At 70.8% G+C, this 24,310-nt stretch carries 24 protein-coding genes; 2 read left to right on the top strand and 22 right to left on the bottom strand.

Annotated elements, in window-relative coordinates; all coding sequences use genetic code 11:
- Positions 1-67: 67 nt before the first annotated feature.
- On the bottom strand, positions 68-1,162 hold the full coding sequence (locus tag ACWGIG_RS19730) for a bifunctional succinyldiaminopimelate transaminase/glutamate-prephenate aminotransferase (protein ID WP_453322910.1): 1,095 nt from the start codon (positions 1,160-1,162) through the stop codon (positions 68-70).
- Positions 1,163-1,302: 140 nt separating this feature from the next.
- Positions 1,303-1,623 carry a ferredoxin gene (fdxA, locus tag ACWGIG_RS19735; protein WP_030573070.1) on the bottom strand — a complete coding sequence of 107 codons (321 nt, stop codon included), beginning with the start codon at positions 1,621-1,623 and terminating at the stop codon, positions 1,303-1,305.
- Between the two features lie 143 nt (positions 1,624-1,766).
- On the opposite strand from fdxA, the gene ACWGIG_RS19740 reads away from it, so the two are divergent.
- Both ACWGIG_RS19740 and ACWGIG_RS19745 read left to right on the top strand, forming a co-directional pair.
- Positions 1,767-2,780 carry a GNAT family N-acetyltransferase gene (locus ACWGIG_RS19740; RefSeq protein WP_453322911.1) on the top strand — a complete coding sequence of 338 codons (1,014 nt, stop codon included), beginning with the start codon at positions 1,767-1,769 and terminating at the stop codon, positions 2,778-2,780.
- 39 nt (positions 2,781-2,819) lie between these two features.
- A complete protein-coding gene (locus tag ACWGIG_RS19745) occupies positions 2,820-3,677 on the top strand; it encodes a transglutaminase-like domain-containing protein (RefSeq protein WP_453322912.1) in 858 nt (285 codons plus the stop codon).
- Between the two features lie 18 nt (positions 3,678-3,695).
- On the opposite strand, the gene ACWGIG_RS19750 is transcribed toward ACWGIG_RS19745, so the two are convergent.
- The 20 genes from ACWGIG_RS19750 to ACWGIG_RS19845 form a co-directional block, all read right to left on the bottom strand.
- Complete coding sequence (locus ACWGIG_RS19750) at positions 3,696-4,151, bottom strand: carboxymuconolactone decarboxylase family protein (protein WP_453322913.1); 456 nt, start codon at positions 4,149-4,151, stop codon at positions 3,696-3,698.
- Positions 4,152-4,254: 103 nt separating this feature from the next.
- Entirely contained in the window at positions 4,255-4,893 is a 639-nt protein-coding gene (locus ACWGIG_RS19755; RefSeq protein ID WP_453322914.1) for a response regulator, read from the bottom strand.
- A complete protein-coding gene (locus ACWGIG_RS19760; RefSeq protein WP_453322915.1) occupies positions 4,890-6,071 on the bottom strand; it encodes a sensor histidine kinase in 1,182 nt (393 codons plus the stop codon). The genes ACWGIG_RS19755 and ACWGIG_RS19760 overlap by 4 nt, the downstream gene beginning before the upstream one ends.
- Positions 6,068-6,805 (bottom strand): ABC transporter permease, encoded by a 738-nt coding sequence (locus ACWGIG_RS19765; protein ID WP_453322916.1) that lies wholly within the window; start codon positions 6,803-6,805, stop codon positions 6,068-6,070. Before ACWGIG_RS19765 ends, ACWGIG_RS19760 begins: the two co-directional genes overlap by 4 nt.
- Positions 6,802-7,719, bottom strand: a complete 918-nt coding sequence (locus ACWGIG_RS19770) for an ABC transporter ATP-binding protein (protein ID WP_453322917.1) — start codon at positions 7,717-7,719, stop codon at positions 6,802-6,804. Before ACWGIG_RS19770 ends, ACWGIG_RS19765 begins: the two co-directional genes overlap by 4 nt.
- A gap of 388 nt (positions 7,720-8,107) precedes the next feature.
- Complete coding sequence (locus tag ACWGIG_RS19775) at positions 8,108-10,381, bottom strand: peptidoglycan binding domain-containing protein (protein WP_453322918.1); 2,274 nt, start codon at positions 10,379-10,381, stop codon at positions 8,108-8,110.
- A 150-nt stretch (positions 10,382-10,531) separates the two neighbouring features.
- The gene (locus ACWGIG_RS19780) at positions 10,532-10,987 is read right to left on the bottom strand and encodes a DUF6113 family protein (RefSeq protein ID WP_453322919.1); all 456 of its coding nucleotides are present in this window, start codon (positions 10,985-10,987) and stop codon (positions 10,532-10,534) included.
- Complete coding sequence (mshB, locus tag ACWGIG_RS19785; RefSeq protein WP_453322920.1) at positions 10,984-11,907, bottom strand: N-acetyl-1-D-myo-inositol-2-amino-2-deoxy-alpha-D-glucopyranoside deacetylase; 924 nt, start codon at positions 11,905-11,907, stop codon at positions 10,984-10,986. Before mshB ends, ACWGIG_RS19780 begins: the two co-directional genes overlap by 4 nt.
- 84 nt (positions 11,908-11,991) lie before the next feature.
- On the bottom strand, positions 11,992-12,186 hold the full coding sequence (locus ACWGIG_RS19790; RefSeq protein WP_398422716.1) for a hypothetical protein: 195 nt from the start codon (positions 12,184-12,186) through the stop codon (positions 11,992-11,994).
- 283 nt (positions 12,187-12,469) lie between these two features.
- Positions 12,470-13,504: a hypothetical protein gene (locus tag ACWGIG_RS19795; RefSeq protein ID WP_453322921.1), complete on the bottom strand. Its 1,035-nt coding sequence runs from the start codon at positions 13,502-13,504 to the stop codon at positions 12,470-12,472.
- A 199-nt stretch (positions 13,505-13,703) separates the two neighbouring features.
- Positions 13,704-14,813 carry an ABC transporter ATP-binding protein gene (locus ACWGIG_RS19800; protein WP_453322922.1) on the bottom strand — a complete coding sequence of 370 codons (1,110 nt, stop codon included), beginning with the start codon at positions 14,811-14,813 and terminating at the stop codon, positions 13,704-13,706.
- The gene (locus tag ACWGIG_RS19805; protein WP_453322923.1) at positions 14,806-15,780 is read right to left on the bottom strand and encodes an ABC transporter ATP-binding protein; all 975 of its coding nucleotides are present in this window, start codon (positions 15,778-15,780) and stop codon (positions 14,806-14,808) included. The genes ACWGIG_RS19800 and ACWGIG_RS19805 overlap by 8 nt, the downstream gene beginning before the upstream one ends.
- 14 nt (positions 15,781-15,794) lie before the next feature.
- Positions 15,795-16,799 (bottom strand): ABC transporter permease, encoded by a 1,005-nt coding sequence (locus tag ACWGIG_RS19810; RefSeq protein WP_453322924.1) that lies wholly within the window; start codon positions 16,797-16,799, stop codon positions 15,795-15,797.
- Positions 16,792-17,715 carry an ABC transporter permease gene (locus tag ACWGIG_RS19815; protein WP_453322925.1) on the bottom strand — a complete coding sequence of 308 codons (924 nt, stop codon included), beginning with the start codon at positions 17,713-17,715 and terminating at the stop codon, positions 16,792-16,794. Before ACWGIG_RS19815 ends, ACWGIG_RS19810 begins: the two co-directional genes overlap by 8 nt.
- A gap of 49 nt (positions 17,716-17,764) precedes the next feature.
- Positions 17,765-19,384: a peptide ABC transporter substrate-binding protein gene (locus ACWGIG_RS19820; RefSeq protein WP_453322926.1), complete on the bottom strand. Its 1,620-nt coding sequence runs from the start codon at positions 19,382-19,384 to the stop codon at positions 17,765-17,767.
- A gap of 113 nt (positions 19,385-19,497) precedes the next feature.
- Positions 19,498-20,064: a GNAT family N-acetyltransferase gene (locus tag ACWGIG_RS19825; protein ID WP_453322927.1), complete on the bottom strand. Its 567-nt coding sequence runs from the start codon at positions 20,062-20,064 to the stop codon at positions 19,498-19,500.
- Between the two features lie 114 nt (positions 20,065-20,178).
- The gene (locus ACWGIG_RS19830; RefSeq protein WP_453322928.1) at positions 20,179-21,321 is read right to left on the bottom strand and encodes an ABC transporter ATP-binding protein; all 1,143 of its coding nucleotides are present in this window, start codon (positions 21,319-21,321) and stop codon (positions 20,179-20,181) included.
- On the bottom strand, positions 21,314-22,363 hold the full coding sequence (locus tag ACWGIG_RS19835) for an ABC transporter ATP-binding protein (RefSeq protein ID WP_453322931.1): 1,050 nt from the start codon (positions 22,361-22,363) through the stop codon (positions 21,314-21,316). The genes ACWGIG_RS19830 and ACWGIG_RS19835 overlap by 8 nt, the downstream gene beginning before the upstream one ends.
- A gap of 20 nt (positions 22,364-22,383) precedes the next feature.
- Positions 22,384-23,337: an ABC transporter permease gene (locus ACWGIG_RS19840; RefSeq protein WP_453322929.1), complete on the bottom strand. Its 954-nt coding sequence runs from the start codon at positions 23,335-23,337 to the stop codon at positions 22,384-22,386.
- Positions 23,330-24,259 carry an ABC transporter permease gene (locus tag ACWGIG_RS19845; protein ID WP_453322930.1) on the bottom strand — a complete coding sequence of 310 codons (930 nt, stop codon included), beginning with the start codon at positions 24,257-24,259 and terminating at the stop codon, positions 23,330-23,332. The genes ACWGIG_RS19840 and ACWGIG_RS19845 overlap by 8 nt, the downstream gene beginning before the upstream one ends.
- Between the last annotated feature and the right edge of the window lie 51 nt (positions 24,260-24,310).

The following is a 24,310-nucleotide window of genomic DNA, read 5'->3' on the forward strand; positions in this document are numbered from 1 at the left end:
CCCGGGGCCCCTCTGTCCGTACGGGCAGTACGGGCAGTACGGGCGGTACGGGCGGTACGTGCGACCGCTAGAGCCGCGCGACCGCTGCCGCCACCCGCTCGTCGGTGGCCGTGAAGGCGACGCGTACGAACTGCTCGCCCGCCACCCCGTAGAAGTCGCCCGGCGCCACCAGGATGCCCAGCGCCGCGAGGTGCGCGACCGTCTCCCAGCAGTTCTCGCCGCGGGTGACCCACAGGTAGAGGCTGGCCTCGCTGTGCTCGACGCGGAAGCCGTGTCCGACGAGGGCCTCGCGCAGGGCGGTGCGCCTGGCCGCGTACCTGGCGCGCTGCTCGGCCACGTGCGTGTCGTCGCCGAGGGCGGCGACGGTGGCGGCCTGGACCGGGGCCGCGGTCATCATGCCGCCGTGCTTGCGGATCTGCAGCAGGTCGCCGAGTACCGCCGCGTCACCGGCGATGAACGCGGCCCGGTAGCCCGCCAGGTTGGAGCGCTTGGAGAGGGAGTGGACGGCGACGATCCCGTCGTACGTACCGCCGCAGACGTCCTCGTGCAGTACGGAGACCGGCTCGGCCTCCCACCCCAGCTCCAGGTAGCACTCGTCGGCGACGACCAGTACGCCGTGCTCGCGCGCCCAGGCGACGATCCGGGTCAGCTCGTCCTTGGCGAGGACCTTGCCGGTCGGGTTCGAGGGCGAGTTGAGCCAGAGGAGCTTGAGGCGGGTGGGGTCCAGGTCGGTGGTCGGGTCGTCGTAGACGACGGCCTCGGCGCGGGCGAGGCGGGCGCCCACCTCATACGTCGGGTAGGCGAGGCGCGGGTAACCGACCTGGTCGCCGGGGCCGAGACCGAGCTGGGTCGGCAGCCAGGCCACCAGCTCCTTGGAGCCCACGACCGGAAGGACGTTGGTGTGCTGGACGTCGCGTGCGCCGAGCCTTCGCCCCACCCACTCCACGAGCGCGTCGCGCAGCGCGACCGTGCCCCACACCGTCGGATAGCCCGGCGAGTCCGCAGCCGCGACGAGGGCCTTCTGGATCAGCTCGGGGACCGGGTCGACGGGGGTGCCGACGGAGAGGTCCACGATGCCGTCCGGGTGGGCGGTCGCCGTCTTCTTGTACGGCTCCAGCTTGTCCCAGGGGAAGGTGGGAAGGCGGTCGGTGACAGTGCTCACGGGGCTCTTCGCTTTCTCGTAGCTTTCGTACGTACGAGGACGGATCGGGCGGCGGTCGTACGGCTTCGGGAACGCCTCGGTCCCGTACGGCAGCGAAGGCCGTACGGGACCGGGGCGATGCTTTTCGGCGTACCGCCTGCTTACTGGTTCTGCGGCGGCAGCGCGGCGATGAAGGCGTGGTCGCGCTCGATCAGACCGAGCTTGGAGGCACCACCGGGCGAGCCGAGCTCGTCGAAGAACTCGACGTTCGCCTTGTAGTAGTCCTTCCACTCCTCCGGAGTGTCGTCCTCGTAGAAGATCGCCTCGACCGGGCAGACCGGCTCACAGGCACCACAGTCGACGCATTCGTCCGGGTGGATGTACAAGGACCGGGAGCCCTCGTAGATGCAGTCGACCGGGCACTCCTCGATGCACGCCTTGTCCTTGACGTCGACACAAGGCTGCGCGATGACGTAGGTCACGCTGTCGTTCCTCCTCGATAGGGCGCGGCGGGCCGAGCTCTCCGGCTCCGTCCACGGGCGCGCGGGAGCGCGGCGTCGTGCGATGCCCGCACCTAGTATCTCCGTTCCCGGGCACGATCCGAACAGGAGGGGTGGAGAGACCTGTGGAATTCACCACCGGCGGACAACTTGAGGTGCGGCTGACACCGGACGACGTGGGCAAACGGGTATCAGTCCGGCGCCTGACCGGGGACTCCACGCCGGGCGTCCGGTTCGCCGACACGGTCGGCGTGCTCACATCGTGGGACGGCGGTGTGCTGTCGATCACACGAAGGAGTGGCGAGACGGTACGGGTCGAGGCATCGTCGCTGGTCGCGGCGAAGGTGGTGCCGGCGGCGCCCGCCCGGCGGCGCGGCCCCGCGGCGAACTTCCCCGAGCTGGCGAAGGTGCTGGCGCGGGCTTGGGAACCGGTGGAGAGCGAGTCGCTCGGCGAGTGGACGCTGCGGGCCGCCGAGGGGTTCACCCGGCGCGCCAACTCCGTTCTGCCGCTGGGGAGTCCGGGCCTGCCGCTGGACGAGGCACTGTCGTACGTACGGAAGTGGTACGGGGACCGGGGCCTGCCGCCGTACGTCCAGGTGTCGACCGGCGCCGAGGGCACCCAGGAGGTGCTCGGGGCCGAACTGGCCGCGCGGGGATGGCAACTTGAGGTGTCGGCCGAGGTACGGATCGGGGCGCTGGCTCCGGTCGGCGACCTGGACGTGGGCGGGGCCGACGTACGCCTCGCGCGGTCGGCGGACGCGGCGTGGATGTCGCGGTACCAGCGCTTCGAGGTGCCCGGGGCGCATGTGGCGAAGGTGCTGGAGAGCGGGCCTTCGGTGTGGTTCGCGATGGTGCCGGGCGAGGACGGCGGGAAGCCGGCCGCGATCGGGCGGTGCGTGGTGGACGGGCGGTGGGCCGGGTTCGCGGCCGTCGAGGTCGATCCGGCGCACCGGCGGCGCGGGCTGGCGACGGCCGTGATGGCCGTCCTGGCACGCAGGGCGCTCGACGAGGGGGCGTCGGCGGCCTGGCTCCAGGTGGAGGCCGACAACGAAGCGGCCCGCGCGCTCTACGACGCAATGGGCTTCACCACCCATCACAGCTACCACCACTACCGGTACGCGACGACACAGTCCGCGTAGACACAGTCCGCACAGACACGGAGCGGGTACGAAGCTGACATGAGCGAATCCTCCCTGGGCCCCGAACTCCCCGACCGGCGACAGCAGTTCGCCGAGGAGGCGCGGGCCGAGAACCCCGACCTGGCGATGCTGTGCCTGCTGATCGGGGCGGTGGCCGACCCCGGGCTCGGGCAGGCCGGTCTCGACGAGGCGCAGATCGAACTCGACCGGCTGGCCGGGCTGTTGCCGTTCCGGCCGGTCGGGCCCCGGTCGTGGGCGGTGGCACTGTCCGAACTCCTGGGCGCGCACTGCGGGTTCGCGGGGGCGCCGGGCGACTACCAGCGACTGGAGTCCTCGTTGCTCCCGGAGGTGCTGCGGCAGCGGCGGGGGCTGCCCATCCTGCTGTCGGTGGTGTGGCTTGAGGTGGCCCGGCGGGCCGGGGCGCCGGTGTACGGGGTGGCCCTGCCGGGGCACTTCGTCGTGGGGTTCGGGCGGCCGGGCGGGGGCCCTGAGGAGCAGGTGCTGGCCGATCCGTTCGACGGGGGGCGGCTGTTGACGGGGGCGGACGCGGAGCTGCTGGTGGCCGGGGCCACCGGGGAGCCGCTCGATCCGGCGATGCTGCGGGCGGCGGATCCGCTCGGCATCGCGGCGCGGATCCTCAACAACATCCGGGCGTGGGCGGCGGCCCGGCCCGAGCGCAGCGACGTACAGCTGTGGGCGGTGGAGCTGTCGCTCCTGCTGCCCGCCCACCCGGCCAGGCTGCGCTACGAGCGGGCCCAACTCCTCGTGCAGCGAGGGGATTTCGCGGAAGGCGCCGCGGAGATGGAGGGCTACGCGGACGTGGTGGAGGCGGTCGAGCCGGCGACGGCGGAGGCGATCAGGGGGCGGGCCAGGGGTGCCCGGGCCCGCCTCAACTGATCCCCGGGGCACAACCGGCTACCACTTCGCTCCGGCGATCTGGCGGGTGGTGGCGTTGACCCGGTTGAAGAAGTTGGTCAGGCCGATCCACAGGGTGAGCCCGGCGAGCTGCTTCTCGGTGTAGTGCGCGGCGGCCTCGTTCCAGACGTCGTCCGGGACCGGGTCGCTGCGGTCGGCGAGGCGGGTGGCGCACTCGGCGAGGGCGAGGGCGGCCCGCTCGGCGTCGGTGAAGTACGGGGCCTCGCGCCAGACAGCGACGGAGTCGAGGCGCTCGTCGCTCTCGCCCGACTTGCGGGCGTTGGCCGTGCCCATGACGACGCAGACGCTGCATCCGTTGATCTGGCTGACGCGCAGGTGCACCAGCTCCAGCGTCGGCTCGGGCACGTCGCCCTTCTTCGCCACCTCGGCGAGGCCGAGGATGGCGGGCAGGGCTCCGGGGATGAGGGTGGCGGGGTTGGCCATACGGGCTTCCACGGCGGGCTCCTTCAGCGGTGCGGAGCGCGGTGTTGCGCTCTCGTCCTTATGACGGAACAGGTCGCGGAAGTGTGACAGGGGGCCGGGAGGAATTTCCGGCCCCTCAGAGCCAGCCCTTCTCGCGCGCCACCCGGACCGCCTCGGCGCGATTGCGGGTGACCAGCTTCTGGATGGCGGTGGAGAGGTAGTTGCGGACGGTGCCCGGGGAGAGCTGGAGGGCGGCGGCGATCTCGGCGTTGGTCGAGCCGTCGGCCGCAGCCCGCAGGACGTCGCGCTCGCGGTCGGTGAGCGGGTTGGCGCCCCCGGCGAGGGCGGCTGCCGCCAGGGCGGGGTCGATGACGCGCTCGCCCGCGAGGACCTTGCGGACCGCTTCGGCGAGCTGGGCGGCCGGGGCGTCCTTCACCAGGAACGCGTGGGCGCCCGCCTCCATGGCCGCTCGGAGGTAGCCGGGGCGGCCGAAGGTGGTGAGCACCACGATCTTCAGCCCGGGGAGCTGGGCGCTGAGCTGTGCCGCCGCCTCGATGCCGGTCAGGCCGGGCATCTCGATGTCCAGGAGGGCCACGTCGACGGGTGTCGCGCGGGCCGCAGCCAGCACCTCGTCGCCGCGCGCGACCTGGGCGACCACCTCGATGTCGGGCTCCAGGCCGAGCAGCGCGGCCAGTGCTTCGCGGACCATCGACTGGTCCTCGGCGAGCAGGAGCCTGATGGTGCGGTGGCCGGCGTCGGCTTCGGTGCTGGTCATGCTGCGGATCCTAGGCGCGCCTTGGCGGTGAGGGTGAAGCCGGGGGAACCGGTGGTGGTGTGCACGGTGCCGCCGACGGCGGTGAGGCGCTCGCGCATGCCGCCCAGGCCGTTGCCCGCCCCGTGTCCTGCGGGGGCTCCCCTGCCGTCGTCCTCGACGGTGAGTTCCAGGTACGGGCCGTCCAGGGTCTGGATCTCGCGCAGCCGCACCGCGCACCGCCGCGCGCCGCTGTGCCGTACGACATTGGTGACGGCCTCGCGCAGTGCCCAGGCCAGCGCCTCCTCCTGCTCCGGCGGTACGCCGGCGGGGACGGCAGGCGGCCCCGCGGGGACCTCGGCCGTGATGCCCGCGGCCGTCAGTGCGGTGCGGGCGCCCGCGAGTTCGCCCGCGAGGGTGGCCCTGCGGTAGCCGGTGACGGCTTCCCGTACGTCGACCAGGGCCTGTCTGCTGACCTTCTCGATGTCGGCGACCTGCTGGGCGGCCTGCTCGGGGCTGCCGGGCAGCATCCGGCCCGCGAGTTCGCTCTTGAGGGTGATCAGGGAGAGGGAGTGACCGAGCAGGTCGTGCAGGTCGCGGGCGAGGCGCAGCCGTTCCTCGTTGGCGGCGAGCTGGGCGACGGTGGCGCGGGCCTCCCTCAACTCGACGGTGGTGCGGACCAGTTGGCGTACACCCACCATGGCGAAGCCGCCGAGGAGGGCGGGGACGAACGCCCCGCCCAGGCTCTGCCCGAGCCCTTCGGGGCCGTGCCCGATGCCGATCAGCAGCAGCGTCGCGGCCACCGCCGGGATCACCCACCACGACGTCCGCATCGGCAGGCACGCCCCTGCCGCCACGGAGACGTACACGAAGAGCGTGAGCCAGGTGGGGCCCAGGGTCAGCGAGAGGACGGCGGAGAGGGCGAACAGGGTGCCCAGGGAGACCCGGACGGTGCGGGAGGCCAGCGCTTTGGAGGTGTGCCGGAACACCAGGGCGAAGTAGACGCCGACGAAGGCGGTCAGTCCCAGCCAGCCGAGTACGACGGCCGTGCTCTCGTGGGCGTCACCGGCGAGGTCTCTCACCGGAGCGCCCAGGAAGGCCAGCCAGATGCCGATCCACAGCAGCTTGCCCAGGACCAGGCGGCGGTTGTCCACCGGCCGCCCGATCGGGGCGAAGATCTCCTCCGCCGTCTCCTCTTTCATCCCTTCAGTGTGTCCTTCCGGTACAGCCAGGCCGCGCCGCCCGCGAAGAGGAGGAAGTACCCGGCGAGGACGGCGACGTCCTTCGCGTGCGGGGCGCCGCCCAGCTCGATGGCCTGGCCGAGGGCGGCGTACGCGTGGGTGGGCAGCCATTCGGCGATGTTCTGGAGCCACTGGGGGTAGAGGGTCGCGGGCATCCAGAGGCCGCCCAGGATGGACAGGCCGAAGTAGATGATCATAGTGACGGGGCGTACGGCATCGCCGCTGACGAGGTAGCCGAGGGCGACTCCCAGCGCGGCGAAGACGACGCTGCCCGCCCAGATGACGGCGGTGAGCGCGATCCACTGCCAGGCGTCGAGGCGTACGTCCTTGGCGGTCGCGGCGACGACGAAGACGATCACGATGGCGGGCAGCGTGACCACGGACGAGCCCGCGATCTTCGCGAGGACGTAGCCGCGGCCCGGCAGGCTGGTCAGCCGCAGCTGGCGGACCCAGCCCTTCTCGCGCTCCTTGGCGATGCGCTCGCTGTTGCCCATCAGGACCGTGGTCAGGGCGCCGAAGGAGGCCATGGCGACCATGACGAAGAGCGGCATGGTCAGGCCGCTGTCCGGGACCTTCTGGTTGCCGGAGGTGCCCGCGATCATCAGGAAGAGGGCGGAGGGGTAGACGATCGAGAAGAACATGAACTTCTTGTTCCGCAGGGTGCGGCGGATTTCGAGCGCGACGAGGGTGTTCATGCGGACGCGACCTCCTTGTTGCTGTCTTCGGCTGCGGTGATCGCCACGAAGGCCTGTTCCAGGCCGAGGCCCGCGACTTCGAGGTTGCGGGGGCGAAGGCCCAGTCCGTAGAGCGCGTGCACGGTGGCGTCGGCGTCGTGCGACTGCATGCGGACGGTACGGCCGGAGATGTCGACGGCGGAGAGGAACGGCAGCGCGCGCAGGGCCCGTTCGTCGATCGGGCCCTCCAGGTCGAAGGCGATCCGGCGCGCGCCGGCCTTCGCCTTGATCTCGGCGGCGGTGCCGTCGGCGAGGAGCCGGCCCTTGTGCAGGACCAGCACCCGGTCGGCGACCGCGTCGGCCTCCTCCAGGTAGTGCGTGGCGAACAGGACGGTGCGGCCCTGGTCGGCCTGCTGGCGCATGGTCGCCCAGAAGGCCTGCCGGGAGGTGACGTCCATGCCGGTGGTGGGCTCGTCGAGGACGATCAGGTCGGCGGCGCCCGCGGTCGCGAGGGCGAAGCGGACGCGCTGCTCCTGGCCGCCGGAGAGCTTGTTGACCATGCGGTCGGCGATCCGGGCGACACCGGCCCGGTCGAGCACGTCCTGCACGGGGTGCGGCTTGGGGTGCAGGGCGCAGGCCAGCCGGACGATCTCGTGGACCCTGACGTCCTCCATCAGGCCGCCGCTCTGGAGCATCGCGCCGACGCGGCCGTCCGCGACGGCCTGCCGGGGCGTCGTACCGAACAGCCGCACCGTGCCGGAGTCGGCGGGGCGCAGGCCGAGGAGGAGGTCGAGAGCGGTGGACTTGCCGGCGCCGTTGGGGCCGAGGAGGGCGACGGTCTCGCCGGGGTGGAGGTCGAGGGAGAGGTCCGCCACGGCCCGGACGGAGCCGTAGGACTTGCTCACCCGGTCGAAGCGGACGGCGGTTGTTGTCATGCCTCAAGGGTGGGCGGGGAGGGGGTGCCCGCGGCAGAGACGGGCGTCCGCTCTTCGGCATGACAGATGTCATGAGGCGGGGCGGGGCGGGGCGGGGGCCGGGGCCGGGGGCGACGCGGGACGGGGGAGGCCGGGGGCAACGCGGGCGGGGGGGGCTGGGCGCGACGCGGGACGGGGGGGGGCTGGGCCTGCCTGCGGCGCCTGTCCTCTCCCCGCCCCTTCCCGGAGCTGCCGGCCGCAGAGGCGGGTCCGGCTCGCGCCGGTGGGGGCGGGGCTCTCCGGGCTGCGCCCGGTTCACCGCCTGCACCCCGGTTCACCGCCTGCACCCCCGGTTCACCGCCTGCACCCGCGCGTCCTCACACGCCGGACGGGCCGGGTGCTTCCACTCTCACGGCGCCTTGAGCGGGATCGTCTGGGTGCGCTCGGCGGTGGACTTGCCGACCAGCGCCTTGCTCATCGCATCGCGGACGTCCTCCATGGACACCGGGCGCTTCGTGCCGTCCGCGTTGGTGATCATCACCTTGTCGAACGCCCCGTCGCAGAGCTTCTCCATGGCCGCCAGGTCGTAGACCGGCACGAGCTTTCCGCCCTGCGGCTTCATCGAGAGGATCTTCGGCAGCGACTTCGCGGGCCCGAACGGGATCTCCTTGCCGCCCGCCAGGATCTTGATCTGCCCGGACATGGCGGGCTCGGCGAACTCCTTCATCGCGCGGTCGAGTTCGGCCTGGGCCACCGTCGGCTGCTTGGCGACGACGGGCAGTTCGACCGGTACCGCCTTTCCGCTCTGGACCTGCTCGCGGTAGGCGTCCCGCACCTTCTTCATCGAGGCCTGCACGTCAAGTGCCTTGCCCGGCTTGCCGGGCACGGCGACGGGCTTGCCCGTGGAGAAGTCGACGGACGCGTCGGACGCCGTGCCCGAGGTGCCCGCCAGGGAGGTCAGTGCGACGGTCAGCTTCTCCTCGTCGACGGGGATCACCGGTTCCGCGACGCGCTGGCCGCCGAACAGGGAGCCGACCACCGACACCGGGTTGTAGTCGCCGCCCGACGCGCCGCGCACCGTCTCCTGACTGTCCAGGATCAGGCCCGCGTTGCCGGGCGCCAGTTCGGTCTTCTTGCCGTCGACGGTCAGCTGGAGCGGCAGTCCGGCCCGCTTGCCGAGGACCGAGTCGAGCTTGACGACCGCCTCGTCCTTGGTGCTGCCGCCGATGTCGACGCCGAGGACCGTGGTCCCCTTCGGTACGTCGGAGTGGTTGAGCAGCAGCCCCGCGCCGTAGACGCCACCTGCCACGACGACCACGCCCGCGACCAGCAGGACCAGCTTGGAGCGGCCCTTCTTCGCGGGGGCGGCGGGCTTGGGCGCGGGCGGCGGGGCGGGCTCGTTCCGTACGGGCGCGGCCTGGCCGAAGTCGGCGGCGCCCGGCGGGTCGGGCAGCCGGGGGGTGAGGCTCGGCCCGCTCGGGAACGCGCTGCGCGGCCCGTCCGGCTGGACCACCGGAACACCGCTGGTCAGGGTGTCGCCCGAGACGTACCCGGGCGGGATCATCGGGCCGGGACCCGGCGCACCGGCGACCGGAGCTCCGGCGCCCTGCACCGCTTCCCAGCCACGCCCCGGCTCTGCTCCCGTTCCCGGTCCCGTCCCCGGTCCCGTTCCCGGCAGGTCGTCGCGCGGGTCGGTCTGCGGAGTGAGGACGGCGGTGTCGTCGGTCATGCCGCCGGCGCCGTTCATGCCGGTGAGCGGGTTCGTGCCGTACGGGGACGAGGACCCGGCGGGGGGTGTGCCCGCGCCGGGCTTCGCCACCGGCCACGGGCTCGAACCGGAACCAGAGCCGGAGCCGGGAGCGGAACCCGCTCCGGGCCTCTGGTGCTGCCCCGTGACCTCCGGCCCCGGGCCGCTCGCGATCGAACTGATGCCGCTGACGGGCCCGGACGTCGGCCCTGACGGAGCAGCAGCACCGGTGGAACCGGGACCGGCGGATCCGCCCGGTGCTCCCCCGTCGGCCCCCGTACCGTCCGTGAAGTACGGCAGTCCGTCACGCTGCCCGCCACCCTGGGCGGTGGATGGCGCGGACGGCGAAGGCTGCGGCGTGACGGGGGCCTTGCGCGGTGCGAACCAGTCGCTCGCCGGCTTGTCCTCACCGGAAGCGGAAGCAGCTCCGGACCCGGAACCGGAACCGTCCGTCCCGTCGGCTCCCTTGTCCCGTACCGTCGCCCCCTGCACGCGCGTCGGCAGCGGAGGCTGACCGGACGCGGTGGGCGCCCCGGCGGCCGGAGCAGCGGCGCCCTGCGCACCGGACGGCGCGGCCGACAGCGGTTCCGAGGGCGGCCACACGGTCTCGCCCGTGGTCTCGCCGCCGCGGCTCCCGTCGGCCGACGGACCGTCACCCTCGCCGTCGTTCATCGGCTTGCGCATGACGACCGGCGGGATGGGACGCGATCCGGGGATGTTGATCCGGATACGGGTCGTCAGCGTCGTCTCGGTCCTGGGCCCGTCCGCCTCCGGAGCCTCGGCGGGCTCGTCGTGCGCCCCCGCGCCGGCGCCGTCCTGGCCGTCCGGGTCGAGCGAGGGATACGGGCTGGTTCCGTACGGCGGCGTGCCGGAGGGGTAGGCGGCTGATCCGCGCCCCTGCGCGCCGGAGGACGAACTGTCAGTTTCACGACTCAAGGCAGGTTCTCCCGGTTGGCTCCACCGCCCGATCTCTTGACCATGTGCTGCGGGCGGCTCGGCGGCGCGCACCACCATACTGTCCGCCGCAGGCACCCGCCCCGCTGCCGTGGGAAGGGCAGCGGCCGAAATCCGGCAGGAAGTGGTACGTCACTTCCCAAGTCGGGCGGCGGAAGAGCCCGGTTGCGGCAATTGCGGCATGGTGGCGCAGATCACAGCCAGCGCGATGCCGCCCAGCAGAAAGACACTGGCGGCCGTACCGCCGCCGAGCAGGCTGTCCCCCTCGGTCCGGCCGGTGACGGCGAGGAGTACGGCGACGGTCCAGCCGATGCCGGGGGCGAGGGCGCCGCTGCGGGTGCCCAGTGCGTACGTACCGCCGTAGAAGAGTCCGCCCGCGGCGAGCAGCCCGAGCAGCAGGCCGAGCGGGAGGAGCGCCCCGGAGACGAGGGCGCCGGCGAGGCCGGTGACGACGCCGACGAGGAAGAGGAGTGCGTACAGGGGAGCGCGCGCCCAGTTGCGCCCCGCGGCCCGCGCGGTCGCGTCCGCCGCGGTCGTCTTCGCCGCCCCCTTGGGGTGGGTCGAGGCCTTCGCCCTGGGAGCGGTCATGCGTCCACCCCGGTCACTCCGGCCGCTCCGGTCACCCCGGCGAAGAGGTCGGTCTCGGCTTCGCCCGCGTCGTCGTCCTCGTCACCGCGCGGCGGGAGCACCCGCTCGTAGTACTCGGTGGTGAAGACCGGCTGGGCGAGCTCGTTGGAGAGCAGGAACCACGGTTCGTGGACGGTGATCTGGGTGGCGTGCGCGCGCATCGCGGCCATTTTCGCGGAGCCGTACGCGGATCCGTCGATCTCCGTGGTGATGTGCTCCTCGTCCACCACACCGGGGACGTCGTCGACCGGTGCGATGCCGGGGAAGCCCGGGTCCTCCTCGCGCAGGCGGGCGAAGGCGGCCTCCGCGACGGGACGCGGCACGCGGTTCCAGTACACCTTCTCGACGGCGTACGGAACGCCGAAATCCGGACGGTAGGTGGGCTCCGCCGCGAGCTCGGCCGCGCGCATGGCGACGCGGTGCGCCTGGATGTGGTCGGGGTGCCCGTAACCGCCGTCCGGGTCGTACGTCACGAGGACCTGGGGGCGCACTTCACGGATCACCGCGACGAGGTACGAGGCCGCGGCGTCGACCTCCGCGTGCCAGAAGGCGTTCTCCCGGTGGTTCTGCGGGGCGCCCTTCATTCCGGAGTCGCGAAAGCGGCCGGCGCCGCCGAGGAAGCGGTGGTCGGCGACGCCCAGCTCCTTCATGGCGGCGGCCAGCTCGACCGCCCGGTAAGGGCCGAGGGAGTCGTCCCGGTCCGCCGCCAGGTGGGCGAGGGAGGGCGGAATGATCTCGCCCTCCTCGCCCTGCGTGCAGGTCACCAGGGTGACCCGGGCGCCCTCGGCCGCGTACCTGGCCATGGTGGCGGCGTTGTTGATCGACTCGTCGTCGGGGTGTGCGTGCACCAGGAGCAGGCGACGGGTGGGGAGCTCGGTCATGAGGACAGCCTACGAGGTGGGGCCGCAGACGCCCCCCGCACTCCTCGACACTCCTCCGCACTCCTCCGCACTCCTCGGCACTCCTCAGAAGTGGAAGCCTCCCAGCACCCCGGCCACGTTCGTGGTGACGTCCTTGATCGTGGGCGCGATGGACGAGCTGGCCAGATAGAACCCCAGCAGCATGCAGACCACCGCGTGTCCGGCCTTCAGTCCGGATTTCCGGACCAGCAGGAAGACGACGATCGCCAGCAGCACCACCGCCGAAATCGAGAGTGCCACGGCGGTTCACCTCCACTTGAATACGGTCGGGACGACGGGACGGGGACGGGCAGCACGACAGGTGCCAGCAGGTCTATACCCACCTAGCGCTACGGATCATAACTATCCGCATCTACGCATTGATCGGTGCACGGCAGCACGAGGGGCGCACAGGGGGCGGGCAGTTGAGGATCATGGCCGGAAATCACCCCTCCGGCCGCGGGAGTTGGAGGCTCCCCTTCAGGGATTCCGGGAAACGTCCGGCCGACCACGACGCACCCGCACCACCGCGACGGCCGCAGCCCTACCAGCCCGGCGGGCGCGACGAAGGCGGCGGCGGACCGAAGCCGCCCTGTGCCCCGGGCGCGGGCGGCGCGCCCCCGTACCCGTCGTAGACGTTCGGCGCGAGCTGCCGTCCGCCCCCCGTCCGCACTCCCCCGCGCCCCAGCACGAGCACCACCAGTCCGCCCGCCAGCAGCCCGAACGCCCACCAGAGCACCATGAGTTGCTCGACCCGGCCGAGCCCCCCGAGTCCCGCGAAGAGGTCCGCGCGCACCGCCACCGACACCCCCGCCGCCCCGCTCACCCCCACCAGGCCCGCCCCCACCAGCCCCAGCGGCCGGGAATGCACCGCGCCCGCGAGCGCCCCGCACGCGCCGGTGAGGGTGACGGCCACCACGACCACGGAGGCCCAGCCCGCCGGCATGCCGAGGAGTTGCAGCGCCTCGCCCCCGCCGGTGAAGCGCTCCGCGTACAGCGACAGCGGGCCGGGGTTCTGGAGGTACCGGTGGACCTCCCAGGCCGCCGCGCCCGCCCCGGCCGTCCCGAGCAACAGGAACGCCGTGATCCCGGCGCCCCGGCCCGGCTTCGTCGGCGCGGTGCCACGCCCCTGGAGACGCAGCGGTCTGCGCCCCGCCACGACCACGATCAGCAGCGCCGCCGCGAGCCCCAGTGCCACGAAGGTGCTGAGCATGGCCCGCATCCTGAGCCCGTTCGGATACACCTCCGCGAATCCGTCGGCCCACAGCGCCGGGGCGCGCACGGCGAGGGTGACGAGGCCGGTCACGGCGAGGGAGGAGGCGGCGACCGGCGAACGGAACGCGCCGATCGCCACGACGACGTACACACACAGCAGTACGAAGTCGTAGAGCGTGGTCGCGGTGAGGAAACGGTCGGGCCCGCTGCCCGCCCACGCCCACCACAGCCTGGCCGGGTCGTCGACGAGGCGTAGGTCGCGGCCGATCCAGAGCGCGGTCAGGGCGGCGAGCAGCAGGCAGACTCCGCTGCCCGTGAACCGTGCGCCGCGTACGAGTGACTGAGGCTCCCCCGTCGGTCCCATGGGTGAATGGTCCACCCTGGTACGGGAGTTGAACAAGAGGACCGGAGTTCGCTTACGTAACGCACCGGCGCAAACGGCGACCGGCCGGGGCGACATGGCGCGCCCCGGCCGGCCCACGGCACCCGCACGGCCGTACGTTCCTCAGCCTGACGGCCGGGGATGTCGCGGGCGTTGCCCGTGTGTTAAAGCCGTCCGCACTTCAGCGCGGCACCACCACCCGCTCCTCCGCGAAGTGGCACGCCGAGTGGTGGGCCGCCGGGCTGTCCGCGTCCCGGAAGACCGCCGGCACCGCCAGCAGCGGGACCTCCTGCGCGCACCGCTCCTGCGCCTTCCAGCAGCGGGTGCGGAAGCGGCAGCCCGACGGCGGGTTGGCGGGCGAGGGCACGTCGCCGCTGAGGATGATGCGCTCGCGGTGGTCGCGGGCGGTCGGGTCGGGGACGGGGACGGCGGAGAGCAGCGCCTGGGTGTAGGGGTGGGTGGGGTGCTCGTAGATCTCGGCGTCGCTGCCGATCTCGACGACCCGGCCCAGGTACATGACGCCGACGCGGTCGGAGATGTGCCGGACGATGGAGAGGTCGTGCGCGATGAAGAGGTAGGAGAGGTTGAACTCCTGCTGGAGCCGGTCCAGGAGGTTGATGACCTGGGCCTGGACGGACACGTCGAGGGCCGAGACCGGCTCGTCGGCGACGATGATCTCCGGGTTGAGGGCGAGGCCGCGGGCGATGCCGATGCGCTGGCGCTGACCGCCGGAGAACTGGTGCGGGTAGCGGTTGATGTACTCGGGGTTGAGGCCGACGACGTCCAGGAGGTCCTGGACCTTGCGCCGCCGGTCGCCCTTGGGGGCCACCTCGGGGTGGATCTCGTACGGTTCGCCGATGATGTCGCCGACCGTCATCCGGGGGTTCAGTGAGGTGTACGGGTCCTGGAAGACCATCTGGATGTTGCGGCGGACCGTCTTCAGGGCTTTTCCGGACAGCTTGGTGATGTCCTCGCCCTTGTAGCGGATCGCCCCTGACGTGGGCTTCTCCAGCTGGACGAGCATCTTGGCGACGGTCGACTTGCCGCAGCCCGACTCGCCGACGATGCCGAGGGTCTCGCCCGCGCCGAGGTCGAAGGAGACGCCGTCGACGGCCTTGACCGCGCCGACCACCTTCTTGCGGACGATGCCCTGGGTGAGGGGGTAGTGCTTGACCAGGTCGCGGACTTCCAGAATGGGTTCGGCTCCGCCGACGGGCCTGTCGACGGGCAGTTCGGCGGGCCTGTCCGCGGGCTCGTCGGCCCCGGTCCCGAACGTCACGAGGTCAGCCATCGAGCGTCTCCTTCCAGAAGTGGCAGGCGCTCTGGCGGTCCTCGGCCACGTCGAACAGGGGCGGCACGTCGGTGCGGCAGACGTCCCTGGCCTGCGGGCAGCGCGGGTTGAAGGCGCAGCCCGGCGGGATGTGCAGCAGGTTGGGCGGCAGGCCCTTGATCGCGTACAGCTCCTGGCCCTTCTGGTCCAGGCGCGGGATCGATTCGAGGAGGCCCTTGGTGTAGGGGTGGGCGGGGTTCTTGTAGATCTCGTGGACGGGGGCGTTCTCGACGATCCGGCCCGCGTACATGACGGCGATCTTGTCGGCGACGTCGGCGACCACACCCAGGTCGTGGGTGATCAGGATGAGCCCCATGTTCAGCTCGCGCTGGAGCTCGGCGAGGAGGTCCATGACCTGGGCCTGGACGGTCACGTCGAGGGCCGTGGTCGGCTCGTCCGCGATGATCAGCTTCGGTTCCAGGGCGAGCGCCATCGCGATCATGATGCGCTGGCGCATGCCGCCGGAGAACTGGTGCGGGTACTGCCCGACCCGTTCCTTCGCGGCCGGGATGCGGACCCGGTCCATCAGCTCGACGGCCTTGGTCCTGGCGTCCTTCTTCGACATCCCCCGGTGCACGACGAACATCTCGCCGAGCTGGGCGCCGACGGAGAGCACCGGGTTCAGGGACGACAGCGCGTCCTGGAAGATCATGGCCATTCCGGCGCCACGGATCTTGCGCCGCTGCTCCTCCTTGAGCTTCAGGACGTCCTGGCCCTCGAAGAGGATCTCGCCCTGGGGGATGCGCCCCGGCGGCATGTCGAGGATGCCCATGACGGCCTGGGCGGTCACCGACTTGCCGGAGCCCGACTCGCCGAGGACGGCGAGGGTCTCGCCCTCGTCGACGCTGTAGTTGACCCCGTTGACGGCCTTGACCACACCGTCGCGGGTCTTGAACTCCACGTGCAGGTCTCGTACTTCGAGCAGCATGTCAGCAGCACCCTCTATCGCAGCTTGGGGTCGAGGGCGTCGCGCACCGCGTCGCCGAGCATGATGAACGCGAGGACCGTGACGGCGAGTGCTCCGGCCGGCCAGAGCAGCATGTGGGGCGCGTTGCGGACGTACGCCGAGGCGGACGAGATGTCGATGCCCCAGGAGACGGTCGGGGCCTTCAGGCCGACGCCGAGGTAGGAGAGCGTGGCTTCGAGGGCGATGTACGTGCCCAGGGCGATGGTCGCGACGACGATGACCGGCGCGATCGCGTTCGGGGTGATGTGCCGCAGCAGCATCCGGGAGTTGCCCGCACCCAGTGCCCTGGCGGCCTGTACGTAGTCGTTCTGCTTGGCGGTGATGACCGAGCCGCGCGCGATGCGGGCGAGCTGCGGCCAGCCGAGCAGCACGATGAAGGTGATCACCGGCCAGACGGTGGTGCCGGGGACGACGGACAGGAAGACCAGGCCGCCGAGGACGACGGGGATCGCGAAGAAGACGTCCGTGATGCGGGAGAGCACCGAGTCGAACCAGCCGCCGAAGAAGCCCGCGAGCCCGCCGAGGACGCTGCCGAGCAGGGCGACCCCGATCGTGGCGCAGACGCCGACGGTGACCGAGGCCCTGGCCCCGTACACCGTACGGGTGTAGACGTCGCAGCCCTGGCCGTTGAAGCCGAAGGGGTGGCCCGGCGCGGAGCCCTGCTGGGCCTTGCCGAGGTCGCAGGCGAGGGGGTCTCCGGAGGCGATGACCGAGGGCCACAGCGAGATGAACACCAGGAACGCGATGATCAGTCCGGAGACGATGAAGACGGGGTTGCGGCGCAGGTCGTGCCAGGCGTCCGACCAGAGGCTGCGGGCCTTGTCGCCGCCGCTCCGCCCGGGTTTCGGGGGCTTCTCCAGGCTGGCGCCCTCGGCGACCGCGAGGTCCATCGCACCGCCGGAGCCGCCGAGTGCGGAGATCGCGCCCTCGTCGTGCGGGTTCGGGCGCTGCGGATTCTCAGGGTTCTTGGGCTCAGGCATACCGGATCCTCGGGTCGAGAACGGCGTACAAGAGGTCGACGATCAGGTTCGCCACCAGGAAGACCAGCACCAGGACGGTCACGAAGCCGACGACGGTCTGCGAGCTCTGCCGGACGATGCCCTGGTAGAGCTGGTAGCCGACGCCGTGGATGTTGAAGATGCGCTCGGTGACGATCGCGCCGCCCATCAGGGCGCCGATGTCGGTGCCGATGAAGGTGACCACCGGGATCAGGGAGTTGCGCAGCAGGTGCCGGGAGATGATCCGCCTGCGCGGCAGCCCCTTGGCGACGGCGGTACGGACGTAGTCCGCGCGGGCGTTCTCGGCGACCGAGGTGCGGGTGAGACGGGTGACGTACGCCAGTGAGACGGACGCCAGCACAAGCCCGGGGATGAGGAGTTCGTCGATCGTGGCGGCCGGGGAGACCGCCGGTTTGATCAGGCCCCACTTCACTCCGAGCAGCAGCTGGAGCAGCAGGCCGGTGACGAAGGTGGGGATGGAGATGACGACGAGGGTCAGGATCAGCACCCCGGTGTCGATCGGCCGGCCCCTGCGGAGCCCGGTGAGCACGCCGAGGCTGATGCCGATGACGATCTCGAAGACGATCGCCACCACGGTGAGCCGGGCGGTGACCGGGAAGGCGGTCCCCATCAGCTCGGTGACCTTCTGGCCGTTGAAGGCCTTGCCGAAGTCACCGGTGAACAGGTTCCCCATGTAGGTCAGGTATTGCTGCCAGACCGGCTTGTCGAGGCCGAAGTCGGCCTTGAGCTGTGCGGCGGTCGCCGGATCGCACTTGCGGTCGCCGCACAGCCCCGCGACGGGGTCGCCCATCACGTTGACCATCAGGAAGATCAGCAGCGTGGCGCCGAAGAAGACCGGGATCATCTGGAGCAGACGCCGGATCACATAACGTCCCATGAAGGGCTCCCGTGGTCGTCGTGACGGATCAACTGGACTGCCGTGGCAGTCAGCTGACCTTCAGCTCGTTGTAGACCGGGATGCTGAACGGGTTCAGCGCGACGCCCGAGGTGCGCTCGGAGTACGCGGCGGAGCCGTTCTGGTACCAGAGCGGGATGGCGGCCATCTGATCGGCGACGACCTGCTCTGCCTGCTGGAACTTCGCGGTGGCCTTGGCGGTGTCGGTCTCCGCGTTGGCCTCCTTCAGGAGGCGGTCGAAGTCCTTGTCGGACCACTGGCCGTCGTTGGAGGACGCGCCCGTCGCGTACAGCGGCTCCAGGAAGTTCTGGATCAGCGGGTAGTCCATCTGCCAGCCTGCCCGGAAGGGGCCGGGGAGCTTCTGCGTGCTGGCCTGGGCGCGGAAGTCGGCGAAGGTGCCGATGGGGTTGCCGACGCAGGCCTTGTTGTTGCCCAGCGCGTTGTTGATGCTGTTGCAGACGGCGTCCACCCACTCCTTGTGGGAGCCCGTGTCCGCGTTGTACGAGATGGACATCTGGCCGCCGGGGATGCCGCCGCCCTCGGCGACCAGCTTCTTGGCCTCGGCCGCGTTGTACTCGCAGGAGGCGCCGCACAGACCGGCCTTGTAGCCGCCGGCCACGCCGAGCACCGGGGAGGTCCAGTCGGTGGCGGGGGTGCGGGTTTTCTGGAAGATCGTGTCGGTGATCTGCGCCCGGTTGATGGCCATGGACAGGCCCTTGCGGAGCTTCTCGGATCCCGGCTTGTTCCACTTCGCGTCGTAGAACGGGAAGGAGAGCGTCTGGATGATGCCGGCCGGGGTGTTGAGGTACCGGCCGCCGAGGTCGTTCTTGACGTTCTTGAGCTGGGCGGCGGGCACGTCGTCGAGGAGGTCGAGGTTGCCGGCCGTCAGGTCGGTGTAGGCGGTGCCGTAGTCGCTGTAGACCTTGAGGTCCACGCCCTCGTTCTGCGCCTTGTCGGTGCCCGGGTAGTCGGCCCACTTGCGCAGGCTCATCACCGAGCCCTTCTCGTAACTCTTGACGGTGTACGGGCCGTTGCCGACCGGCCTCTTGAGGAAGCCGTCGTGGTCGTCGAAGAAGACCTTGGGCAGCGGGGCGAACGCGGCGTAGCCGAGCGTCTCGGGCCAGGTGGAGAACTTCTGGGTGAGCTTGACCGTGAAGGTGTTCTCGCCCGTGACCTTGAGGCCCGACAGGGTCGCGGCGGTGGCCTCGCCCTTCTCGGGGTGGACCTTGTCGTACCCCTCGATGTAGCCGAAGAAGGGGGCGTTCTTCTGCTTGTTCTTGAGGTGCGCGGCGTAGTTCCAGGCGTCCACGAAGGACTTGGCGGTCACTTTCTCGCCATTGCTGAACTTCCAGCCGCTCTTGACCGTGACGGTGAAGTTCTGCGAGTCGGTGGTCTCGAACTTCTCGGCGAGCATGTCCTCGGCCGCGCCGGTCTTCGGGTTGTACCGCTTGAGGCCCCGGAAGAGCATCTCCAGGACCTTGCCGCCCTGCACCTCGTTGGTGTTGGCGGGCTCCAGGGGGTTCTGCGGGTCTCCCCACGACGCGCTGACCACGCCCGCCTCGCCGCCGCTTCCTCCGCCGCCGCAGGCGGTCGCCGCGAGGGCGACCGCTGCCGCGCATGCGGCCCACTTGGCGTGCCTGGCTCCGCGCATGGAGTTCCTCCTAGAGTCCCAACGATGACTTAGGGACTCATATCACCCCATATGTGACGAAGCTGCATCTTCACCGCGCCCATATGTACGCCCTCTCCCGACAGCCCCACCGGTCAGCCGATCGAGGGCGCCGGATCGGTCGCCAGGCGGGCGTGCACGTGCATGTCGACGTACTCCCCCGGCACGGGCGCGGGCAGGCCGCCCCGGGCCACGCCCTCCGCCCCGTACCCCGTGCGCAGGGCCACCCGGCAGGACTGCTCGTGGCCCACGGCGTGGCCGAGCTCGATCCGGTGCAGAGCGAGCTCCTCGAAGCCCCAGCGCGTGCACAGCTCCACGGCGCGGGTGATCACGCCCCTCCCCCGCGCGCCGGGCAGCAGCCAGTAGCCGATGCCGGCGCAGCCGCGCCTCGGCTCGATCTTGTGCAGGCCGACGGAGCCGAGGACCTCGTCCGTCGCCGCGTCCGCGACGCAGTACTGGGCGAGGTCGCCGCGCGCCCAGCCCTCGGCCCGCGAGCGGACCACGCCCAGCGCCCCGGCCTCGTCCAGCGGCCCGCCCGACATGCCGTCCCAGCGGCGGCGTTCGGGGTCGTTCGCCCCCTCCCGCATCGCTGCGGCGTCCGCCTCCCGCCATTCCCGCAGCCGCAGCCCGTAGCCGGTGAGCTCCTTGAAGGTCAGTGTCATGGGTACCTCTCCTGCGCCTCGCATGCCTACGTACGGGAGATCGACGCCGCCCCCGTCCCGAGGAGTCGGGGCGGGGGCGGCGGTGAGAAGGGCGTGGTGCACGGGTGCGGAGGGTCAGGCCGCGCCCACCACGTCCTTCTCCTCGGCGAAGTGGCACGCCGATTCGTGGGCCGCGGGAGTGTCCTGACCCGTGAACCGGGTCGGGATCGCCAGCAGCGGCTCCTCCTTCGCGCACTTGTCCTCCGCCTTCCAGCAGCGGGTGCGGAAGCGGCAGCCCGACGGCGGGTTGGCCGGCGAGGGCACGTCGCCGGTGAGGATGATCCGCTCGCGGTGCTCACGGGCGGACGGGTCCGGCACCGGGACGGCCGACAGCAGCGCCTGGGTGTAGGGGTGCGTCGGGTGCTCGTAGATCGCCGCGTCGGAGCCGATCTCGGCCATCTTGCCCAGGTACATCACGCCGACGCGGTCGGAGATGTGCCGGACGATGGAGAGGTCGTGCGCGATGAAGAGGTAGGACAGGTTGAACTCGTCCTGGAGCTTCTCCATCAGGTTGATGACCTGCGCCTGGACGGAGACGTCCAGGGCCGAGACGGGCTCGTCGCAGATGATGATCTCCGGGTTGAGCGCGAGGCCGCGGGCGATGCCGATGCGCTGGCGCTGACCGCCGGAGAACTGGTGCGGATAGCGGTTGATGTACTCCGGGTTCAGACCGACGACGTCCAGGAGGTCCTGGACCTTGCGCCGCCGCTCGCCCTTCGGAGCCACCTCGGGGTGGATCTCGAAGGGCTCCCCGATGATGTCGCCGACCGTCATGCGCGGGTTCAGCGACGTGTACGGGTCCTGGAAGACCATCTGGATGTTGCGGCGGACCGCCTTCAGGGCCTTGCCGGACAGCTTGGTGATGTCCTGGCCCTTGTAGAAGACCTCGCCCGCGGTCGCCGTCTCCAGCGTCATCAGCAGCCTGGCGACCGTGGACTTGCCACAGCCGGACTCGCCCACGATGCCCAGGGTCTCGCCCTGGTACAGGTCGAAGGAGATGCCGTCGACGGCCTTGACCGCGCCGACCTGCTTCTTGAGCAGGATGCCCTGGGTGAGCGGGAAGTGCTTCACCAGGTTGCGGACCTGGAGGATCGGCTCGCCGCGCTCGACGGGCTTCTCCAGGGCTGCCACGGCCTGCGTCTCGGACGCCGCGTCGACGACCTCGACCTCGGAGACGTTCGGGGTGGCGTCCACCGGCTTCTTGGTGGGCTCAGCCATGGATCGTCTCCTTCCAGAAGTGGCACGCGCTGCCGCGACCGGTCAGGTCGGCGCCGTCCCGCTCGGTCACCTGGACCAGTGCGGGGACGTCCGTGCGGCAGATGTCCTGCGCCTTGGGGCAGCGCGGGTTGAACGCGCAACCGCTCGGGATCTTCGTCAGGTTGGGCGGCAGGCCCTTGATCGCGTACAGCTCCTGGCCCTTCTGGTCCAGGCGCGGAATCGATTCGAGGAGGCCCTTGGTGTACGGGTGTGCCGGGCGCTTGTAGATCTCGTGGACCGGAGCGGTCTCGACGATCCGGCCCGCGTACATCACCGCGATCTTGTCCGCGACGTCGGCGACGACGCCGAGGTCGTGGGTGATCAGGATCAGACCCATGTTGTACTCGCGCTGCAACTCCGCGAGCAGGTCCATGACCTGGGCCTGAACGGTCACGTCGAGAGCCGTGGTCGGCTCGTCCGCGATGATCAGGTCCGGTTCCAGGGCGAGCGCCATCGCGATCATGATGCGCTGGCGCATGCCGCCGGAGAACTGGTGCGGGTAGTCGTTGACCCGCTCCTTGGCCGCCGGGATCCTGACCTTGTCCATCAGCTCGATGGACTTGGCCTTGGCGTCCTTGCGGCTGAGGCCCTCGTGCACCCGGTACATCTCGCCGAGCTGGTAGCCCACCGAGAGCACGGGGTTGAGGGAGGACAGCGCGTCCTGGAAGATCATCGCGATCTTCCGGCCGCGGATCTTCCGCCGCTCCTCGGGGGACATCTTCAGCATGTCCTGGCCGCGGAAGAGGATCTCGCCCTGCGGGATCTTGCCGGGCGGCATGTCGAGGATGCCCATGATCGCCTGGGCGGTCACCGACTTGCCGGAGCCCGATTCGCCGAGCACGGCGAGGGTCTCGCCCGCGTCGACCGAGTAGTTGACGCCGTTGACGGCCTTGGCCACGCCCTCGCGGGTGTGGAACTCCACGTGCAGGTCGCGCACGTCGAGCAGGGGGCCGTTGTTCTCGCCGTCGGCGGAGAGGACGGGCACGTTCGCTGGTTTGTCCATGATGGTCACGTACGCCTCCCTCAGCGCAGCTTCGGGTCGAGGGCTTCGCGCACGGCGTCACCCATCATGATGAACGCCAGGACGGTCAGGCTCAGCAGACCGGCCGGGAAGATCAGGGTGTGGGGGTTGTTGCGGATGTCCTGCGTGGCGTCGGAGATGTCGCCGCCCCACGAGATGGAGTCGCCGCCGAGACCCAGACCCAGGAACGACAGCGTCGACTCGGCGACGATGTACGTACCCAGGGCGATGGTCGAGACGACGATCACCGGTGCGATCGCGTTCGGCAGGATGTGCCGGAACAGGATCCGCCGGGTGCCCGCGCCGAGCGCCTTGGCCGCCACCACGTAGTCCGCGTGCTTGGTCGTGATGACCGCACCGCGCATCACGCGGGCGATCTGCGTCCAGCCGAGGAAGGCCAGGGCGCCCATGACGACCCAGACCGTGCGGTCGGTGAAGGCGTTCAGGACGACCATCGCGCCCAGCAGGAACGGGATGCCGAAGAACACGTCGGTGAGACGCGAGATCAGGCTGTCCCAGAAGCCGCCGAAGTAGCCGGCCAGCATGCCGAACAGGCCGCCGAAGACGGTGACCAGGATCGTGACGCCGAGGCCGACCAGGATCGAGTTGCGGGCGCCGTAGAGCGTACGGGAGTAGATGCTGCGTCCCGTGCGGTCGAAGCCGAACCAGTCCGCCTGGAAGAAGTGCCCGAGTTCGGGCTTGCCCAGGAAGTGGTTGGCCTGGTCGCCGATGGAAGGACTGGCGTCGGTGAACAGGCTCGGGAAAGCGGCCACCACGATCATCAGCAGGATCAGCGCCGACGAGATCACGAACAGCGGGTTGCGCCGCAGGTCCCGCCAGGCGTCGGCGCCGAGGCTGCGCGCCTTGGACGCCGCGGGGCCGCCGTCGGTGGAGACGGGCTCCCCCGCGACCACGTTCGCCGCGTCCTCGTGAGCGGTCTTGGTGAGGTCAGGCATAACGGATCCTCGGGTCCAGGACCGCGTAAAGCAGGTCGACGAGCAGGCTGGCGAGGAGGTACACGAGCACCAGGACGGTGACGACACCGACGATGATCGTGCCCTCGCGTCGGGCGATCGCCTCGAAGAGGAGGTTGCCGATGCCCGTGACGTTGAAGATGCCCTCGGTGATGACCGCGCCGCCCATCAGGCTGCCGATGTCGGTGCCCAGGTAAGTGACCACGGGAATCAGCGAGTTGCGCAGCAGGTGCCGGGTGACGATGCGCTGCTTGGGCAGGCCCTTGGCGACGGCGGTGCGCATGTAGTCCGCCGACTTGTTCTCGGCGATCGAGGTGCGGGTGAGCCGTGCCACGTACGCCAGGCCGACCAGGCCCAGTACGAGCGCCGGAACCATCAGCTGGCTGAAGCTCTCGGAGTCCTGCACGGTCGGGGTGATCCAGCCCAGCTCGTTGCCGAAGTACAGCTGGAAGCCGAGACCCACGACGAAGATCGGAACGGAGATCACCAGCAGCGTGAACAGCGTCACGCCGGTGTCGATGACCTTCCCGCGGCGGATGCCCGCAAGCACGCCGAGGGTGATGCCGACGACAAGCTCGAAGGCCCACGCCATGGAGGCGAGACGCAGCGAGACGGGGAAAGCCTGTGTGATGTCGTCGAGCACGGGCCTGCCACCCGCGATGGTCTTGCCGAAGTCTCCCTGGAACAGCCCGCCCATGTAGTGCAGGTACTGCTGCCACAGCGGGAGGTCCAGACCTCGGTCGTGCCGGATCTGCGCGACCTGCGCCGGGTCCGGCGGCTTGTCCCCCCACAGCGCCGCAACCGGGTCGCCGGGGAGCACATTGACCATGAGGAAAATAAGCAGGGTTGTCCCGATGAAAACCGGGATCATCTGGAGCAGTCGCCTAGCGACGTAGCGCCCCATTGGTGCCTCCGTCCATTGCGGAGCCGCCCGAAGCGACGCCCGGGATCGCCG

The organism is Streptomyces sp. NPDC054863 (assembly GCF_053610825.1).